This window comes from Lepagella muris (genome assembly GCF_004793975.1).
Lineage (GTDB): Bacteria > Bacteroidota > Bacteroidia > Bacteroidales > Muribaculaceae > Lepagella > Lepagella muris.
Window position 1 is genome coordinate 1 of sequence record NZ_SRYB01000023.1, and the last position, 20058, is coordinate 20058.

At 48.5% G+C, this 20058-nt stretch carries 13 protein-coding genes and 1 tRNA gene; 10 read left to right on the forward strand and 4 right to left on the reverse strand.

What is annotated here, in order from left to right:
• Positions 1 to 128: 128 nt before the first annotated feature.
• The 3 genes from E5331_RS13845 to E5331_RS13855 all read right to left on the reverse strand — a co-directional run bounded on the left by E5331_RS13845 (position 129) and on the right by E5331_RS13855 (position 6603).
• Complete coding sequence (locus tag E5331_RS13845) at positions 129 to 1841, reverse strand: RagB/SusD family nutrient uptake outer membrane protein (RefSeq protein WP_123482348.1); 1713 nt, start codon at positions 1839 to 1841, stop codon at positions 129 to 131.
• Positions 1842 to 1862: 21 nt separating this feature from the next.
• Complete coding sequence (locus tag E5331_RS13850) at positions 1863 to 5195, reverse strand: SusC/RagA family TonB-linked outer membrane protein (RefSeq protein WP_136013267.1); 3333 nt, start codon at positions 5193 to 5195, stop codon at positions 1863 to 1865.
• A gap of 160 nt (positions 5196 to 5355) precedes the next feature.
• Positions 5356 to 6603, reverse strand: coding sequence for a site-specific integrase (locus E5331_RS13855; RefSeq protein ID WP_123482346.1), 1248 nt, complete (start codon positions 6601 to 6603; stop codon positions 5356 to 5358).
• Between the two features lie 691 nt (positions 6604 to 7294).
• Between E5331_RS13855 and E5331_RS13860 the strand changes: the two genes are divergently transcribed.
• From E5331_RS13860 to E5331_RS13885, 6 genes are all read left to right on the forward strand, one after another.
• Positions 7295 to 10510 carry a SusC/RagA family TonB-linked outer membrane protein gene (locus E5331_RS13860; protein WP_275441225.1) on the forward strand — a complete coding sequence of 1072 codons (3216 nt, stop codon included), beginning with the start codon at positions 7295 to 7297 and terminating at the stop codon, positions 10508 to 10510.
• A gap of 31 nt (positions 10511 to 10541) precedes the next feature.
• The gene (locus E5331_RS13865) at positions 10542 to 12218 is read left to right on the forward strand and encodes a RagB/SusD family nutrient uptake outer membrane protein (RefSeq protein ID WP_136013269.1); all 1677 of its coding nucleotides are present in this window, start codon (positions 10542 to 10544) and stop codon (positions 12216 to 12218) included.
• 27 nt (positions 12219 to 12245) lie between these two features.
• Entirely contained in the window at positions 12246 to 13100 is an 855-nt protein-coding gene (locus E5331_RS13870) for a hypothetical protein (protein ID WP_135985493.1), read from the forward strand.
• A 165-nt stretch (positions 13101 to 13265) separates the two neighbouring features.
• A complete protein-coding gene (locus tag E5331_RS13875) occupies positions 13266 to 14474 on the forward strand; it encodes a serpin family protein (RefSeq protein WP_135985495.1) in 1209 nt (402 codons plus the stop codon).
• Positions 14475 to 14744: 270 nt separating this feature from the next.
• Positions 14745 to 14999, forward strand: coding sequence for a type II toxin-antitoxin system HicA family toxin (locus E5331_RS13880; RefSeq protein WP_123483245.1), 255 nt, complete (start codon positions 14745 to 14747; stop codon positions 14997 to 14999).
• A 13-nt stretch (positions 15000 to 15012) separates the two neighbouring features.
• Positions 15013 to 15348 carry a type II toxin-antitoxin system HicB family antitoxin gene (locus tag E5331_RS13885; protein WP_136013270.1) on the forward strand — a complete coding sequence of 112 codons (336 nt, stop codon included), beginning with the start codon at positions 15013 to 15015 and terminating at the stop codon, positions 15346 to 15348.
• Positions 15349 to 15411: 63 nt separating this feature from the next.
• Here E5331_RS13885 and E5331_RS13890 read toward each other — a convergent pair.
• Positions 15412 to 15499, reverse strand: a tRNA-Ser gene (locus E5331_RS13890).
• 202 nt (positions 15500 to 15701) lie between these two features.
• Between E5331_RS13890 and E5331_RS13895 the strand changes: the two genes are divergently transcribed.
• From E5331_RS13895 to E5331_RS13910, 4 genes are read left to right on the forward strand one after another with little or no spacing between them, the layout of a single operon-like run.
• Positions 15702 to 16298 carry a hypothetical protein gene (locus E5331_RS13895; RefSeq protein WP_135985497.1) on the forward strand — a complete coding sequence of 199 codons (597 nt, stop codon included), beginning with the start codon at positions 15702 to 15704 and terminating at the stop codon, positions 16296 to 16298.
• A 3-nt stretch (positions 16299 to 16301) separates the two neighbouring features.
• Positions 16302 to 17270 carry a polyprenyl synthetase family protein gene (locus tag E5331_RS13900; protein ID WP_136013271.1) on the forward strand — a complete coding sequence of 323 codons (969 nt, stop codon included), beginning with the start codon at positions 16302 to 16304 and terminating at the stop codon, positions 17268 to 17270.
• Positions 17267 to 18031, forward strand: a complete 765-nt coding sequence (locus E5331_RS13905) for a TatD family hydrolase (RefSeq protein ID WP_135985499.1) — start codon at positions 17267 to 17269, stop codon at positions 18029 to 18031. Before E5331_RS13900 ends, E5331_RS13905 begins: the two co-directional genes overlap by 4 nt.
• Entirely contained in the window at positions 18028 to 20049 is a 2022-nt protein-coding gene (locus E5331_RS13910) for a cation:proton antiporter (RefSeq protein ID WP_123483240.1), read from the forward strand. The genes E5331_RS13905 and E5331_RS13910 overlap by 4 nt, the downstream gene beginning before the upstream one ends.
• The last annotated feature ends 9 nt before the right edge of the window (positions 20050 to 20058 follow it).

Below are 20058 nucleotides of genomic sequence, written 5' to 3' on the forward strand. Positions count from 1 at the left end.
TGTCTTTTTGCAATCACATACGAAAAGAGACTGCCTAAACTTGTTAGACAGCCTCATACGGTTATACGGTGAAGTTATGTTTTTCCGTATAAAGTGACGTAATGGTTAATTTGTTGTCGCTTAATTGATTAATCCTTGTAGTTCAGGAGGCTCCTGTCAAATGCAGGATTGAAATCGGATTCTGAACGCGGGATCATGAGGCGCCATCCGTTGTATGCGGATGTTTCCTGGCGGATTGCAAAGTTGGCAGGCGTGTTTCCTGATGTCACGTCGTTCTCTTTCCAAACCCGGCGTTCCATCGGAAGATTCCAACGTTTGAAATCAGTCCAGCAATGGCCCTCGCCCCAGAGTTCTATACGTCGAGACAGACGGATATCTTCAAGAAGGGCATCACCCGATGGAGCCTCATATCCGGGTATACGGATTGAGTTCAATTCTTCGATTACAGATTTTGCAGTGGGTTCATCACCTGCCATATATGCTGCCTCGGCTTCGGTGAGAAGCATCTCGGTGGCACGCATCCAAGGGAAATAAGAGTCACCGTAAGTGCCGTTCACACCGATGCTCCACATCTTGACGGCAGCACCGAGCTGCATCACGGAGGGAGTGGTCTGTGCTACGCCTTCAATGACACGGCAGAAAGGATAGCTGGTGACGATGTTGCTCACCGGATTGTTTGCCATGGCATACCATACGAATCCCTTCGCCAGGTTGCCAAGACCTCCTGCCGCACAGTCCATTGTGCCGGCAACCACATTGTTGGGATTCCAGAAATCGGCTTCAGTAAGGGAAGCCACATCCCCGTATCCATCCATTTTGGCAATTTCGGCAGCTTTGTCAGGCGTGAAGAAACATTTTCTGCGGATGTCTCTCTCATCAAGGAGACGATACAGGTCCATATTGATGGCAAGACCCTGCGACCAGTTTGCCGGATATGACCCGTTGCAGGAGAACCAGCATCCGAAAGCACTATAATAGATATCGTTGTCGGGATTTGTCCACATATAGTCGCTTGTCGGATTGATCAGTCCTGACATATACTCGTCATTCGTCATGACAGGGTAATCCTTACGAGCATTGTGAGCCATCTCTTTTGCCTTGTTCCAGTCGTTTTTCAGGAGGGCAGCCCGGGCATACGTGCCGTAAGCGATGTCCATATCCGGTTCAAACCAGTATTTGCGCGATTTTCCGGAGCTTTGGAATAGCTTCAGGGCCTCGTCGAGGTCGGAATAAATCAGGTCCAGCACTTCATTCATAGTGCCGGTGGGAGCGGGACCTGTACCCGGCTCTGTGCGGAGCACCACCGCGTATGCATTGCCGTTGTTGCTGTCGACCCAACGCGGTCCGAACCACTGCAGCGCATGCAGATAGCCGTGGGCCCTGAACGTGAGACATTGTGCCTTGATCCAGTCTTTTTCCGCCTGAGTGCCGTCGGCGGCGTCTATTGTGGCAAGAACCGTGTTTGCGCGTGATATTATCATGTAGCAGTATCCCCACATAGTCTTGCAAAGGGATGAACTCGGAAGATTTAGGGATTCCCAGCGGCTCCACGAGCGTCCCATCTCATTCATGTTCATGAAGGATACATTATCCGGACCCAATCCTTCGCCGATCCATTGCAGGCAAGAGTTCTCGCCGGTGTGCGAACGTCCCTGATCGTTTTGGGTGTTCATGATACGGGAGATGCCATATACAGTCATCTGTGCAGCTTCCGTTGTGGCTACGGCTGTTGCGTCGGAGATGCTTGTGATGGGTTCTGTCTGCAGATAGTCGTCAGAACAGGATGCGAATCCCGCTGCAATGGCAACTGCCGCCAACCCTTTATAAAATTTGCTGTTCATAACAGTAATGTTTTGTCGTTTTTAGAATTTAGCTGTGAGCTGGAATGAATATACTCTTGAAGGCACGAAGTATTGTCCCTGACCTCCGGAGAAGTTATACTGGGGATTTATACCTTTTCGTTTTGTGGCGATAAATACGTTGTCGACAGAGACTCCGATATTCAGATTCTGAAGCTTCATTGTCCTTACCCATGAGTCGGGAAGATCGTATGAGAGGTTGAGATTTTTGAATATCAGGTAGTTATTGTTGACGATGTATCTGCTGCTGGCACTATTGCTGTAAGAGTTGTAGGATGTGTTGAGTTGCGGTATGCCGTTCGGGTCAATTATATTGCCGGCTCCGATGAATACCTTTTCAACAGATGTGGAAACAGGCTGACCGTCGGCACCGATGTATGTCAGGTTGGAACTTCCGACAGTGTGGTCGGCTATGCCATCGGGTTTTTGGCTCCATGCATTCAGAAGATCCTTATGCAGGGCAGATGCTCCGGAGGATCCCACGCCTGTCAATCCCGCATAGTTGCCGTCGTAAGTCTTTCCGCCAAGGCTGTAGGAGAAGAGCATTCCGAGGCTGATGCCTTTCCATGCCACATTTGTGCCGAATGAGCCATATACGGTCGGAAGAGACGTGCCGATGATCTTGCGTGATGCGTATGCGGTGTTGTACGTATAATATTTCCCGTCGATTTCCACAAGTGCTCCATTTGCAGCCGCGTTCTGAACACGAGATGCGTATTCACTGCCATTGTATATTTTCTGGTTCTGGTCATTATAGGAGTAGAAATCGGGAGATTCAGGGTCAATCACGTATAGCGAACGTCCGTTTGTGCGGTCGATGCCGGCCCATTCGTATGTGTACTGTTCATACAGGCTCTTCCCAATGAATAGGGCGTCGCCCGGTATATCCTGATTGTCGGGAAGCTTGATGATTTTGTTTTTCAGGAATGAGGCATCGACGTTGAATGTCCATTTGATATTCTGATTGCGTATTATGTCCACGCCAAAAGCAAGCTCCCAGCCGATGTTCTGCATGGTGCCGATATTCTGGAGAGTCATCGGTGCTGTGGCGGTGTTGCCCAGATTGCCTGAAGATGGAGCGGAAGAACGCCAGAAGAGAAGGTCGGTATTGCGTTTGTTGTAGTAGCCGATAGAGAAGTTGAAACGGTCGTCGAAGAGAGAGCCTTCAAGGGCAAGGTCAAACGTCTTTGTGGATTCCCATCTGAGGTTTGATGGTGGGAGCTGTGCGGGCACAAGGTTGTTGATTGAGCCGCCGATCGCCCAACCGAAGTTATAGATACCCCATGAAGCGTAATGACCGGCAGAGGCGTCGTTGCCTACCGAGCCGTATGCAGCGCGTAGTTTCAAGAAATTGATCCAATTTATGTCTTGCATAAACTTCTCTTTGGAGATTGCCCAGCTTGCGCCTGTGCTCCAGAAAGTGCCCCAACGGTTATCCTTATCAAAGCGAGAAGTTCCGTCTCGTCTGATGGAGGCCTCGATGAAGTATTTCTGTTCGTAGTTGTAGCGGGCGCGACCGAGATAAGACTCAAGTTTATATTCGGTGTAGTAGGCCGTCATATCCTTCATTTCGGCAAAGTTACCCATGTGGATAAGTCCATCAAGCTGCTGACCGCTTTTGCGGATATAGTTCTCCTCGTAGGAATAAGCATAGTTCTCATGGTCAAGGAGCACGTCAACATGGTGTGCGCCGTAATCGTGCGACCAGTTCAGCATCTGCTGGAACATGTGTGTCTTCGTGCGGTAGAATCCATGGCTTAGGGAGCCGATGTTGGCTTGCGAACCGATCTTGTTGTTGTTGTATTGCATCTCATTTGTCTTGTCGCGGAACATTGTCCCCTTTACGGTTATGTCAAATCCGTAAGGGAGCACGATTGTGCCGAACATTGACGCGTCAAGCTGGGTGACGCTGTAGTTTCTGCGGTCTTCGCGTATATTCCATACAATGTTGCCGTCAGTGTTGTAATTTTCCTGGTTCCAGATTGGGAGTCCGGTCTCGGGGTCATACATCACATTGCCTTTTTCATCATGCAGATAATAAGGATAAATCGGAGCCTTGTTCTGAGTCATGGAGAAGGGGTTGTTGGTGTAGCCGAGTCCATCGGGATCCACCGGACTTCTCTGCATCTCCTGCTGTGCTGCGCTCAGGTTAAGACCGAGTTTGAGGAATTTTACCGGGTTGGCGTTGAGGTTTACACGACCACTGAAGCGTTCGTAGTCAGTGAGGAGCACATAGCCGTTCTCTTTCAGGTATCCGGCAGATGCGAAAGCGTTGAATTTCTCTGTTGCGCCCGCCATGCTTACGGAATATTCCTGACGGTAGCCGGTGCGCGACACCCCTTTCCACCAATCCATATCCTCGCCGGTATATCCTGGTAGGATGGAGGCCGCGAGTTTTCCGTTGGCGTCAAACACGCTCTTCTCGTCGGCATCATAAATATTGAGCTTTGCATACGTCGGGATGAAGTTGTCTCTCCAGAAGTTGATTGCATCCTGTCGGCTCACTTTCTCATTTGTGATTTTTCCATTCACCTGAGCATTGAATGTGGTTTCCATCCATTCGTTAGCATCCATTCGGTCATACATCGGGAGAGCCCTCTCATACATGCCCTGACGCACTTGAAGAGTCACATCGACTTTTCCTAAATTCTTTGCTTTCTTGGTGGTTATAAGGACCACGCCGTTTGCTCCACGGTTGCCGTACAGGGCACAGGAGGCGGCGTCTTTAAGGACAGACATTGATTCAATGTCCTGAGGATTGATAGCCGCGATATCACCTACATATTCAGACCCATCAACAACAATTAGGGCATCATTGTTGCCGTTTACAGAAGAGAATCCACGCACGCGGATAGACGGTGCCTGACCGGGTTGGGTTGTCGCACTTGTCACCTGTACGCCGGGAGCATTTCCTTCAAGGGCAGAGGTGACAGAAGTGACGGGGCGATCTTCAATCTCTTTTGAGCCGACAACGGCAACAGATCCGGTCAGAGATTCCTTGTTGGCAGTGCCGTATGCCACCACCACAAGGTCATCGAGATCCGCCGATGAGGATGTAAGGTAAATCGTCATGTTGTTTTGAAGGGTGACAACTTGATGCTTGTAGCCGACATAAGTGATTTTTGCTTGGGTCACTTTTGAAGGTACGGTCAGGACAAATTTCCCATCAATGTCTGCGGCAGTGCCTTGTCCTCCGCCGATTGGTGAGATTGTTGCTCCGATCAGCGGTTCGTTATTGGCCGCGTCAAGCACTGTTCCGTGATACGTGCGGGTCTGCGCCAGAAGGCTCAGGCTGCATGATATCACTGTCATCAGGATTAAAAACAATTTTCTCATACGTAATAATTTTGAGATGAAGTTATATGTTGTTTTGATGTATTCTTCAGATTTATCTTATAATCAAACATATAGTATGCGCCAGATAAGCGAGATGTGTACTAAATGAGTACGATGTATGCATGGAAAGCGGTATGGCAATTACACGAGACGGTCAAGTCTACATCGCAAAACCGATTGGCCCAAGACTGCCGACAGCCTCTATTTTCTGCTTATCGAGCACATGAAGATACTTCTCGGTTGTGGAGATGCTGCAATGTCCCATAAGGGTAGAGACCGTCTTGATATTCGCGCCTTTGTCGAGCACGTTGACGGCAAAAGAATGTCGGGCACAATGCCATGAGATTAATTTGTGGATGCCGGCTTTGCTAATCCATCGTTTGAGATGCTTGTTGCAAGTGGAATAGTTTGGCAGATTGAAAATCAATTCATCCGGATTGTCAGGTAGTGACGGAGTGCCGATAAGCGAGATGAGGTCATCACTGAGAGGGAAAACCACTGCGCTATGTGCGCTTCGTCCCTCCACTTTCTTCTGATTGAAGCGTAATGTGCGCGTCGTAAAGTCAACATTACCGTATGACATGAGTTTGACGTCACACCATCTGACTCCCGTGAACAGACTGAACACAAATGCGCGTTGCACCTCACGATGCTCCCCCTCATATCGGGTGGCAATGAGGCACCTTATCTCTTCGGGAGACAGTATCTCCTTCATGAGTTGCCTGCTGTCGTATCTGATGGCTATACCCCTGCAAGGATTTGAACGCAATAGATTATCCTCCATCGCATCAAGCACAATACGCTTGAAATGATGATACATCTTGTTGGGACCGCCCCCTTTACCGTTGGCACGCAGAAACTCTGAGAATCCGAGTACAAGGTGAGAAGTCAGTGTCTCCATTGGCAAATATTCATCATACATATTGTAGCGCGGAGACTCTTTGAGAAAACGGATGAAACGGTTATAGGTCTGGGTCACAGACTTGCGTACATTATAAGAGAATCGTTCCGACTCACATTTACCCTTGAAATAAGATATGAAATTAGTTTCCTTATCCCTTTTCAGCCGGTATCCCTCCCTATCTTCCAGGAATTGCTGCTCGCGTTCAAAGCGTATCTTTTCGGCAAGTGCAAGCGTATCCTTATTATGCATCCTATCCTGAGAGCTGCGCGGATGAGTGCGTATGTACAGGTTGAGCCTCTCCTTTCTTCTTATATGCTTTATATGGAATTTCGGTTTCCCTTTCATGACCCCGGTGGCATATACCACCTGCCTTCCGTCTTCATCAAGGACTGCCGTCTCGGAACGTCCGAGGTAATATTCCAGATATAGACTTGCCCTGCCATCTTTCAATTGTAAAAGACAGAGCTTGGGATTTTGTTTTGTTCTTCGCTGTAATACTGTCATAGATAATTGAAATTTTTTTAGATTATTTACCATCTACAACTGAAATGTACTTAAAGAGTACTTCGTGACAGCGACAGGTCAAAAAAACTACGGGATTGCAATGATTAACGCAATACAAGCGTCAAATTCTCACCATATTGAGAATAATTCTTATCTGACAAGTAACCGACCATATTAAAACTATACTATAAAATGTCTAAGATTTTGAATGAAATACGGAAGCCCGAAGATGGAGTAATCATCAATCCCAAGTATAGCTTATTTTACAAAGTGATTGGTCGTCCCTATGTTTTTATACAAATCATCGACATATAGATATCAAAATGAAATAAACTTGACGTCTGCGTGGACACCTCAAAGGTTATTGCAAGCAATTAGTGTAATTATGACACTAAATCATTAATCTGAAAAAAATGCGATTATTGCAATTTTTTTAAACATTTTTAATGTATAATTAAAAATTTTGTCTAAATTTGCAAAATGAATGTAAATCTCATTCCCGATACACCACTTTCAAGAGAGAAATTGTAATCGAACAGGATTAAACATTCATGCTGATTACCTACCATCTACCTGTCGACAAAATAAGAGCAGAGACACGGTAAGAATATTTCACCTATTGAATACATCAAAACAACATATAAACTTCATCTCAAAATTATTACGTATGAGAAAATTGTTTTTAATCTTGATGACAGTGATATTTGCGGGCTTAGGGCTTTCTGCACAGACTCGCACGTATCATGGCACCGTGCTTGATGCGGAGACAAACGAGCCTCTGATTGGTGCCACTGTCATGCCTGTTGGCGGAGGTCAGGGCACAGCTACAGACATTGATGGAAGGTTTAACATCACGGTTCCATTGAAAGTGCATGACGTGACCATATCATACGTCGGATATCAGGCTGTCACAGTTCCTCTTACCGACAATATGACTGTAAAGCTGAATACTTCGGCATCCACGCTTAATGATTTGATGGTAGTGGCATTCGGCACAACTACCAAGGAGGCGTTTACAGGATCTGCAGCAGTGGTCAATGCGTCAGATATTCAGAAGCATACCACTACCAACGTGGCTGATGCGCTTGTCGGAAGTGTCCCCGGCCTGCAGATGCGTTCCACCACTGGCGCTCCGGGTTCCTCACAGGGAAGCATGTCGATCCGCGGTATCAACTCACTCTATTCCGGAACTGAGCCGCTCGTGATTGTCGACGGTGCTCCTTACAGCGCCAACCTCAGCAACATATCACAGAATGATATAGCATCCATATCTGTGCTTAAGGATGCAGCATCTGCCGCTCTTTATGGAGCACGTGGTGCATCAGGCGTGATAATCATCACAACAAAGAAGGGCGCGAACCGAGAAGCAGAGATCAATGTCAATGCTAAATGGGGTGGCAATACGCGTGCAGTCCAGGATTACGACTATATCACGGATCCGGGAGAATATTATGAGGCATATTTCGCAGAGTTGTATAACTACAACTTCTATCGTCAGGGCATGAGCGCCGCTCAAGCAAATGCCGCTTCAAACGCTCAGTTGCTCAACCATCTTGTATATAACGTGTTTACCGTTCCCGAGGGGGAAAACCTTATCGGCATGGACGGCAAGATGAATCCCAAGGCAACCTTGGGCCGTATGTATGAGTTCAACGGTCAGCGTCGTTTCCTTACTCCCGATAATTATAACGACGAGGCTTACCGCACAGGTTTCCGTCAGGAATACAACCTCAGCATCAACGGCGGCACAGAGCGCGCCAGCTTCTATGCGAGCCTCAACTATCTGGGTGATGAGGGTATCCTGAAGCCTTCAAGCTTCGACCGCTTTTCCGGACGTATCCGTGCGGATTATCAGGCGAAGAAGTGGTTGAAGGTCGGTGCCAACATCGGCTATACACATAGTGCCACCGTAGGCAACTCTGATTTGAGCTCTTCAAACCTTGGCGCAGGCAACGTCCTGTATTTCACTTCGAGCATTGCCCCGATATATCCTCTTTACGTGCGTTCTTATGACGACGCCGGCAATCCTTACATCATAAAGGATGAGTTTGGCAACAACACTTACGATTTCGGTGTGTCAAACTATTATGCTAAATCCCGTCCGTTCAGTGCCCCGGGTAATGCAGTCGGAGCGCAGGCACTCGATCAGGCGCGTACCGTAGGTAATCAGCTGAACGCTACGTTTAACGCCACATTCCAGTTTACGGATTACCTGAAACTCGACGTGGTCAGCAATGTGACATGGGGCTTGACCCAGTATACGTATTACGGCAACATGAACAACCCTCTGAACTCCAACGTGAAGGGCAAACTTGCCAAAGATAATACCAATACTATCCGCACGAACAACACCCAGACCCTCACATTCTACAAGCAGATGGGCGACCATTATCTCAACGTGCTTGCAGGTCATGAGTATTACCGTTCTGACCAGCAGTATCTCTACGGTTACGCCGAGGGCGGTTTCTCTCCGACGATCCTTGAGCTTGCCGCTTTTGCCAACCGTCAGATCAACACCACCTCCAACAAGAGCCGCTACAACGTGGAGGGATGGTTTGGTAGCCTGCAGTATAATTACCTTGAGAAGTATTATGCATCGGCATCATATCGTCGCGATGCCTCCTCACGTTTCGCGAAAGCACATCGTTGGGGTAACTTCTGGAGCGTCGGCGCAGCCTGGGTGATCAACAAGGAGAGCTTCATGGACTCCACCAAGAGCTGGCTTGATTATCTGAAGCTCAAATTCTCTATCGGACAGCAGGGTAACGACAACATCAGCAGCAGCTATGCCTGGATCGATATGTATAATCTCCAGATCGCGAGCCCGACACAGATGTCGCCGGTGTTCAACAAAGGATTCGGAAATCCTGATCTGACCTGGGAGACAACGACCAACCTCAACGTGGGTCTTGAGTTCGGACTCTTTGATAACCGTTTGAACGGATCAATCGACTTCTACAACAAGAGCACGAGCAACCTTCTCTTCTGGCTCTCAGTGCCGGAATCTACGGGCGCACGCGGCTATTACGGCAACATGGGCACGATACGCAACACCGGCGTGGAACTGACGCTGTCAGGCTCCCCGATCAAGACTGCGGATTACGAATGGTTGCTCTCTGCCAACCTTTCTCACAACAAATCCAAGATCGTAAGTCTCCCGGCTGATAAGACGAAAGTCAACGGCGGTTTCTATGAGTCGCCTTACTGGTATACCGAGGGTGGCAACATGTATGAGTATATGACTCTTGCATTTGCCGGACTTAACGAGCAGGGCGAATCCCTCTATTACTATGATCCGAACCTTATCCAGGAGGGCGGACAGATGACAACGTCAAAACCGGGCACTGTGAAATCTATGGATTATGTGACCACTAATTCCGGTGAGGCTTCACGTTATCTTTGCGGATCGACTCTGCCTACGGTATATGGTGGTTTCAGCACAACAGTACGCGTAAAATGGTTTGACATCACCGCTACATTCGATTATCAGATCGGTGGCAAGGTATATGATTCCCGCTACGCTTCTCTTATGGGCCCGAACACGAGCCTTGACGGCACAGGCGCCGGCGGCAATATCCACAAGGATTATATCAAGTCGTGGAGCCCGAACAACACCTCCTCCAACATACCGCGCTGGCAGGTGGGCGATACCAACGGCAACCAGGCATGCGACAGATATCTCACCAATGCCGGTTATCTCAACTTCCAATCATTCACTGTAGGATTCACTTTCCCGAAATTCTGGAATGAGATAGAGAAGCTGCGCATCTACTGCGCCGGTGAGAACCTCTGTTTCTGGTCGGCTCGCAAGGGTCTTGATCCGCGTTATTCCTTCTCGGGCAACACATCTATCGGCACATACTCCCCGATGCGTTCCATCTCGGGTGGTGTTGAGGTTACTTTCTAATAAACGGTTTTATAATTAGAAACAAATTACAATGAAAAAAATAGCATTATATATGACGGGGTTGTCGCTTCTTGTGCTTCCTACCTCTTGTATGCAGGAGTTTGAGCCTCAAGGAGGATCCGTCACATCAAATCAGGCAGCCGAGGCCCCGGGAGCATACGAAAACTTTGTGGCTTCCATCACTTCGGCAATATCCGGCAAATTCACGTTCACCGGTTCCAGTTATCAGCAGCCTAATGACTTCGGCTATACAGGATTCTATCTGATCCGCGATGTCATGGGTCAGGATATCGTGGCTGTCAACAATAACTGGTTCAACAACTGGTATCAGTGTGGTGTAGGTCTGGCTCCTATCTACCTCAATTGCCAGCAACCCTGGACGTTCTACTACTCGGAGATCTATTCCTGCAACACTGTCTTGAAACTTGCGGGTGAAAATCCCGATGAGCAGAAAATCGCCGGTGCAGGTATTGCCCATTGCTTGAGAGGAATGTTCTATCTTGAGCTCGCGCAGATGTATGCCCAGGAGACGTATGCAGCCAACAAGGAGGCATTGACAGTGCCTATCATTCCGGAGAACCTTCCCCTTTCGGAAGCTACCAACAATCCCCGCGTGACAAACGAGGTGATGTTTAAATATATTCTGGAGAATCTTGACATTGCCGAGACTCAGCTCGCCAACTATACGCGTCCTGACAAGACCACTCCCGACGTGTCGGTGGTGTATGGTCTGAAAGCGCGCACCTATCTTCTGATGGAGGATTGGGCTAATGCTGAGAAATATGCCAAGCTCGCGCAGCAGGGTTATTCGATTATGACGGCAGAGCAGTATACTGACCGCGTGCATGGCTTCAACGACGCCAATTTCACAAATTCATGGATGTTGACTTGTGGCTTCAAGAGTGATGACCCGTGTATCACTTATAACGACGGCGACTCCTCTTGGGGAACCTGGATGATATGTGAGTTCCCGTCAGGTTCTACAGGACTGGGTTATTACAATAGTTATGGCGGTGCCAACCTGATTGACCGTCATCTCTATGAGACTATCCCGGCGACAGATGCAAGAAAGAAATGCTATGTGGATTTTGCTCTTGATGAGCTTGATCCGGAGGCTGATAAGGATGCCATAATCGAGGCATTGTCGGCATATTCAGATGTGCCGGAAAACGTCTATGGCACCGGTCTGTGTCAGAATCAGTTTGGGGGAATGCCGTTGAAGTTCCGTTCTGCCAACGGCAACCATGAGAACAACCAGGTGGGTTATTGCGTGGATCTTCCTATGATGCGCGTAGAGGAGATGGTGCTCATCGAGGCTGAGGCTGCCGGGATGCAGAGTGAGGGACGCGGCATTCAGATCCTTACTGATTTTGCCAAGACTCGCGACCCGGAATATGTCTATGGCACACACAATGAGGCATACAACAATACCTCTACACCTGCGTTCCGCAACGAGATCTGGTGGCAGCGCCGTGTCGAGTTCTGGGGCGAGGGTTTCGCTACATTCGATATCAAGCGTCTGCAGAAGGGTATCATCAGAAATTACGAAGGCACAAACCACGTGGAGGGCTACCGCTGGAATACCAACAAGCCTGCGGATTGGATGACATTCTGTATCATCCAGACCGAGTCTAACTACAACGGCGGCATCATCAACAACCCGACGCCTATCGCACCGACAGCAGACTCACCTGTGCATATCTGGTAATATTAACATCTAAACATTAAGAATCTAATGAAAAAATATATTTATGCCATAGCCTTCCTTCCGATGCTCGGTCTCTGGGCATGTAGTGCGGATGAGGGCACTATGCCCGGAACGGACAAGGAGCCGGTGGTGACAGTATATACTTACGCTCCGACAGATCCGGCGTTGAATCCGGATAATGACGTGACTGTAAGGTTTGCAACCAACAGTGCCACTACCGATGTCTACTACATGTATCAGCTGACTACAGAGGTAGATGCGGAGGTTGAGAAAAATGAGGCGGCATTCATCGACAAGGTGATATCCACGGGTCAGAAAATTAGTGTGAATGGAGCGGAGAATGTTGAGATCAACCTGATCGACATTCATGGTGCCAACACTATCTGTGCAGTAGCGGTCGGCAATGGTGGCAAGACGCTCGGAAGCGCCACCTTCCTTGGTCTTGACTGGGAGCAGAAGAAGCTCGGCACGTTCTATATTCAGCAGGCGTTTATAGGGACAAAATCCACTGAAGCAGCTCTTGAGGTTTGCACAACGGATCCGTCTCTTTACCGAATCAAGGATGCTTTTGGCGAGGGCTACAGCATGAAGATGCAGCTTCTCAACAAGCAAGGTCAAGATGAGGATGGCGTGTACACACTTTTCCGCATTCCTGCTACTCATACTCCATGGAAGGTTAAGTTGCAAAATGGAACCACTCCCGATTTGTGGGTTCAGGATATCGGGTACTGGCAAGGGAATGCAAGTTTCGTGACAGACGTTACGGGATATGAGAACGGTCTCTATGAAGATGGTTCGGCATTCTTCCGTATAGCCTGGATGGTAAATGAAAAAAGTTGCGTGTCGTATGAGAATCCCAGCTATTTCATTCCTTATGAATAATATTTAGATTCCGGCTGCATGTATATTTTTGAATATCCATGCAGTCGGAATCCGTTTAAAGCTATCTGATTATCAGATAGCTTTATATTATTTTTGCCATATCATAAGATCCTGTTATTCAATATTTAGTTTGAATTAAATTATTTTAAATGGAGTATATTAATTATGAAAAGGAAAAGTTATTTGATCGGTTTTGCCGTGCTCTTGTTATTTGGAGCTTGTGATAATGACGTTGCTGTTAAAGAGGTTAATGGTATTCCCATTGTGGAGAAGATTTCGTTTTCGGAGACAGAAGGTGTAGCAAATCACTCGCTGAATGAGTTCGGTGTGTCTTTTTTTGACGCTGCTGTCTCAGAGTTTTCAGAGAGTGATAACGTGGTAGTCTCACCGTTGAGTGCCTCCCTGTGTGTAGCAATGCTTGCCAATAGTGCAGATCAGGAGATGGAGGATGCTATAATGAGAGTATTAGGGAAACCATCTCTTTCAGTTCTCAACACGACATGCAATCAGTTGATGCGCTATCTTCCGTCTGACGTGAATGGAGGAGAGCTGCTTCTTGCAAATTCCTGTTGGGTGGCTGAGGGTTATGACCCGTTGGCGGCATGGAAAGAGAGTATGAAAAAGACTTATTATGCAGATGTATATTCAATTGATTTTTCAAAGGAGCAGGAGATCGAACGCATAAATAAATGGTGTGACGAGAAGACTAATGGATTAATACCGGAAGTAGATTTCGTATTTCCTGAGAATACAGTGATTTCTTTAATCAATGCGTTGTATTTCAATGGTAAATGGGATAAGAAATTCAATAAGGATCTGACTGATGTCCAGCCTTTTTATGGTAGGGATCGGGAAACGAAGGTCAGTATGATGCACATGACCGGGACTCTTGCAGTCAGCAAAGATGATGACTTCACAGCAGTGGAACTGCCGATGGGAAATAACAGGATGCGTCTCTATTTGCCCGAAGAGGGGGTTAAGGTGTCGGATCTCGTGTCAAGGCTTTCGTATGCAAAGATTGATAATTTGAGTTGGGAAAAAGCTAATGTGGAGCTGGCGTTGCCGAAATTTAGGGCGGATAACTCTTTTGAAGTGTCTGATATTTTCCATAAACTTGGTTTGCCGACGACATGTGGTTTGGATAAACTTGGACTTTATGGCGACATGCCATTAGCGATCAATCAACAGACTTATACCTCCATAGATGAAGAGGGTGCGAAAGCGGCGGCAGTCACAACAACCGGATTTGCCACATCTACCGGAGGTGAGTTTTTGGAAAAAGTGGTGTTGCGTTTTGACCGACCTTTTATGTATGCGATCGAAAATTCCACCACAGGCACTATCATTATGATGGGAGTCATAAATAATTTATGATGCGAATCCCGGTATCGACAGGTCGCAGCTCAAGTGATAGTGCGGTCATGTCGTAAGATCCGAAAGATCGGTTATAATCAAATATCATCGATAATCTAAAAGGAAGCCCCTCCGTCACGAAAATGACGGAGGGGCTTTCATGTTAATGCGTATGGGGTAAAGAAGTGATTTTTGAGAAATTTGTATTTGGAAATTATGTAGTTTTGATAAAATGTATTAGATTTGCATAATTAAATGTAACTAAAAATAGTTACAAATGCCCATAAGATTATGGGCACAAAAGATAAACTCATTGAAAGATTCAAACGACTTCCTAAAGATTTTACTTATGAGGAGGTGGTGCGGCTGCTTAAGATATTTGGATATACCGAATATAATAAGGGGGCGACTTCAGGATCACGTGTGCGTTTTGTACGTGGTCAAGGCATATTCCTTGATTTTCATAAGCCGCATCCCGGTAGTATAATGAAAATGGGGACAATGAGGAGTATAATGTCGCATTTAAAAGAACACGATAATCTCTAAATTTTCAAAAAATATGGACTATCTTGAATATAAAGGCTACAAAGGTAGCGTGGAATATAGTAAGGAGGATGATTGCCTGGTGGGTAAGGTTCTCGGATTGACAAAGGAAACCATATTGTACGAAGGCTTTACGCTTGAAGAATTGAAAGCGGATTTTGAAGCCGGGATAGACAGCTATCTTGCCTATTGCGAATCTGAGGGGATTAAGCCCAGTAAAGGCTACAGCGGAACTTTCAATGTACGCGTTTCTCCGGAAATGCACCAGCGTATAGCAATGAATGCAGCAAAATATGGCTTGTCGCTTAATTCTTACGTTCGTCAGTGTCTTGAACGGGCGGTGATGTATTGACTGCGTAGGCAATTCAGTTTGAGTATGGGTATAGAAAAAGGGAGCAGATTTCTGCTCCCTTTGCGGAGTGACCGAGATTCGAACTCGGGATACGCTTTTGGCGTATACACGCTTTCCAGGCGTGCCTCTTCAGCCACTCGAGCATCACTCCAAAACAAACAATGATCATGAAAATTTGCTTTTCACACTGCGAAGTTAATGCTTTTATTTCAAATAGCAATAACTTTCGGCGTTTTTTTTGTAATTTTGTGAAAATTTTCGACCGACATTATCTTCCGAAGAATGCCTGAATAGAGCTTTCTGCCTGATAAACAGTGGATGATGTCCTGCCGACATTAAATGATGCCAAACAGATGAAAAACGAGATTATTCCACTTGCTACAGTAGCCTCGGCGTTGTTTCTCATGTTGAGCGCGTGCGGGGGTAAGAAGGAGAGTGTGTCCGGGGAGCTGCCGGATGGTTTCAATAAGCTTGACGATGCCTCGAAGGTGGCGTATGTCATGAAGGTGAGTTCGCCAGATTCGGTGGCGCGTTTTATATGCGACGCCTCTTTGGGGAAGTTGCCGGATGTGAGGCTCGACACTTTCGCGATAGCTGCCGCGTATGCCTACGAGCATTACAACGACTCGTGCATGCGTATCTTCAGTGAGGAGATCGACAGCTATTCCTCAAATCTCCCCTTACCCGACAAGATGAGGATATATTTCATGGCAGGGAAGTCGGATCCGCAGCGCATGGGCTATCAGTTGGGGCTGGAGTATGTGGCGCATATCCGGGAAGACAGTATGTCGGTGAGTCAGATCAGGGAGGAGATAGCGGAGTTCAGGAATGCGTGTGCGGATGATTCCGCCACGTATCGCCGTTTCATAAAGGGATTCCATACGGTGCTTGAGCTTGACAAGGGGAAGGATCTACCCGAAGAAGTGTACAATACATTCATAAAGTATTAAATAATGAAAACGATTGCAGAATATTCGTCAGACGTTGAGCTGGCGATACGTTCCCTCGGCTTGCCGGGGGGTAAACTTTCTTCTCTTTACGAACCTATAGAATATGGACTGTCGGCAGGGGGTAAGCGCATCCGCCCGGTGCTTGTGCTTATGGGCGCGGATGCATTCGGCGGCAACGCTTTGTCGGCAATGACTCCGGCAGTCGGCATAGAGACGTTTCATAATTTCACGCTTCTCCATGATGACGTGATGGATAATTCCGACCTGCGTCGCGGGCGCCCGACGGTGCATAAGAAATATGATGAGAACACGGCTATCCTTTCAGGCGACACGATGCTGACTCTTGCCACGAAATATGTGGCAACGGTGGATGATGCCAAGCTTCGCCGTGTGCTCGACACGTTCAACGATATGGCGCTCCGCGTATATGAGGGTCAGCGCATGGATATGGATTTCGAGACGGCTGAGAGTATAGCAGTGAATGACTACCTGGAGATGATCGAGGGGAAGACGAGTTCTCTTCTCGGCGCGTCGGTGAAGATAGGGGCAATAATCGGCGATGCGAGTGATAAGGATGCTGACCTGATGTATGAATATGGCAAGATGATGGGCGTGGCGTTCCAGATACAGGATGACTGGCTCGACACGTTTGGCGATTCCGCCACGTTCGGCAAGCCCATCGGCGGCGATATCCTCAACGGCAAGAAGACGTATCTCTACGTGGCGGCTCTTGCCGAGGGTGGACAGACGGCGGATGCGCTACGTGCCGCTTTCAACATCCCCGCCGGAGAGATGAGGATAAAGGCTGTGACACGCCTTTACGAGAAGTTGGGCATCGACGAGAAATGCAAGAAGGCAGTGGGGCATTATTCCTCGAAGGCACTGAAGGCTCTCAACGCCACGTCGCTTGACGAGGAGAAGAAGGAGGCATTCAGAAAACTTGCGGAGAAACTGATAGGACGAAAGAAATGATCGACACGCACACACATCTATATCTTGACTCATTTCCTGAGGGTGGAGAGAATGTGGTTTCGCGTGCGGTTGAAGCCGGAGTGTCGCATCTGATTATGCCGAATGTAGACACCACCACAATCGGGAGCATGATGCGTCTGCATCATGCTCTTCCCGACGTGACCTCCGTGGCTATGGGATTGCATCCCACGGAGGTCAGGGACGACTGGCGTCAGCACGTCGGCGAAATGGAGACGATGCTTGATGCCGGCGGCTTTGTGGCTGTGGGGGAGGTGGGTATCGACCTTTATTGGGACAAGACCTACGCCCATCTTCAGAAAGAGGCATTCCGTGAGCATTTGAGGATAGCCGACCGTCTGGATCTTCCGGTGATCATCCATTGCCGGGAGGCACTTCCGGAGACTCTGGAGGTGATAGCGGAGGGGGCTCCGAAAGTGCGGTTGGTGTTTCATAGTTTCACAGGTGCACCGGAAGACGTGGAGCGTATCCGTGAGGTGTGCGACCCGATGTTCGGCATAAACGGGGTAGTCACCTTCAAGAATGCCGAGCCTCTGCGCACATCGCTTCAAGAGATCGGTCTCGACAGGCTGCTGCTTGAGACGGATTCCCCTTATCTTGCTCCGGTGCCCAACCGTGGCAAGCGAAATGAGAGCGCGTATCTCCCTTATATATGCTGTAGGGTGGCGGATACGCTCGGATTGACGAGTGAGGAGGTGGAGCGGGCTACAGACCATAATGCCATACAAACATTCCGCCTATGACCACGTTGCTCTCCATGTTCTCGTTTCCGCTCACGCAGCCGGTGCCTATATTCCTTCTGGTGCTGCTCATCATACTGCTGTGTCCGATAGTGTTCCGTCGTCTTGGAATCCCTCAGATAGTCGGACTGATATTGTCGGGGGTGGTGGTGGGTCCCTACGGGCTGGATCTGCTCATGAGGGATTCGAGTTTCGAGATATTCGGACAAGTGGGCATACTCTACCTTATGTTTCTGGCGGCGGTGGAGATCGATATGTTTCATCTTAAGAAGAATCTGAAACATGGCATTATTTTCGGTATTCTGACGTTTGCCATCCCTATGGGTATAGGCATCGTGGGCTCTCGCGTGGCATTCGGGGCATCGTGGGCTACGTGCGTGCTGATCTCGTCGATGTATGCTTCACACACTCTGATCTCTTATCCGATCGTAAGCAAGTTCGGGCTTCAGAATGCCCGTCCGGCAGTGATAGCGGTGTGTGCCACGATTGTAGCGGTGCTTCTGTCGCTCGTGACGCTTGCCGGAGTTGTCGACAGTGCGTCAGACGGCTTCAGCATACGCCGGTTTATGGTGCTTTTCGTGCTGATGATTGTCTATGCGACAGGGGTAGGGATGATCTCCAAGATTATCACTAAATGGTTCTTCCGGAAATTCAGTGATGAGGTTAGCCAATACATCTATGTCCTGGCGATGGTGTTCATAGCGTCGGGTGTGGCACAGCTTATCGGGCTGGAGGCAATTCTCGGAGCGTTCTATGCCGGACTTGTGCTCAACCGTTTCATTCCGGCACGATCCGGACTTATGGGGCGTATAAAATTTGTGGGTAATGCCATATTCATCCCCTATTTCCTGATAGGAGTGGGAATGCTTATCAACGTCCACGTCATCTTCCAGAGCCTTTACGTGGGATGGGTGGCGTTGAACATGGTAGTCGTGGCGATGGCGTCTAAATGGCTCTCCGCATACGTTGGCGCGAAGATATTCAGGCTTGGACGTACTGACCGCAAGATAATGTTCGGACTCACATCCGGCAAGGCAGCGGCTACGATAGCCGCAACCATGATAGGTTTCCAGCACGGTCTGCTTACGGAAGACATGATGAACGGCGCGGTGCTCATGATTCTTGTGTGTTGCCTTGTGTCGACCGTCACCACGCAGAATGCTTCCAAGCGTCTCAGGATAGAGCGCACGGAGGCGGAGCTAAATGCCGAGGGTGAACGCGTGCCGGGGGAATATGCCCGTCAGCTTGTGGCTGTGGCGAATCCGGTGACTGCGGAGGGTCTCATGAGGATGGCTCTGCTGATGCGTAATCCTGCGAATCAGAATCCGGTGACGGCGTTGTTCGTGAGGAACTCCGACGATACGCGCACCCTTGAGATGGGGCGCAGCGCGTTGCGTTCGGCAGTGGCGGCGGCGCAGTCGGTGGATATCGAGGTGAAGGATATAGAGCGTTATGATGTCAATGTGGTGGCAGGCGTCACCAATGAGGCGAAGCAGAACCGAGCGAGCGACGTGATGATCGGACTCCACAGGAAATCGAACGTGGTAGACAGTTTCTTCGGAAGCATGATCGAGCAGCTGCTCCAGTCGATGCACCGCATGATCTTCATAAGCCGGTGCTACGCGCCGGTGATGACGCTCAACCGCATCATGGTGCTCGTGCCCGATAAGGCGGAATATGAGACAGGGTTTCAGACGTGGGTTGAGCGTATCGGTAATCTTGCGGGGCAGATGGCTTGCAAGGTTATATTCATGGCATATCCGGTGACAGCCTCCTTCATCCGCAACGTGCTTGAGGAGGAGCATTTCGAGATCCGTCATGAATACCGGGAGCTTCAGAGTTGGGACGATTTCATCGTGTTTTCCGCCGATATTGAGGTGGAAGACCTGTTTATGATAGTCGGGGCGAGGAAAGGGTCGATCTCCTATTCCGGAGATATGGAGAGCCTGCCGTCGTTCTTGGGACGCAATTTCTCTCAGCATAACATAGTGCTTGTCTATCCCGCACAGTTTGGAGAGTGAGAATGTAGC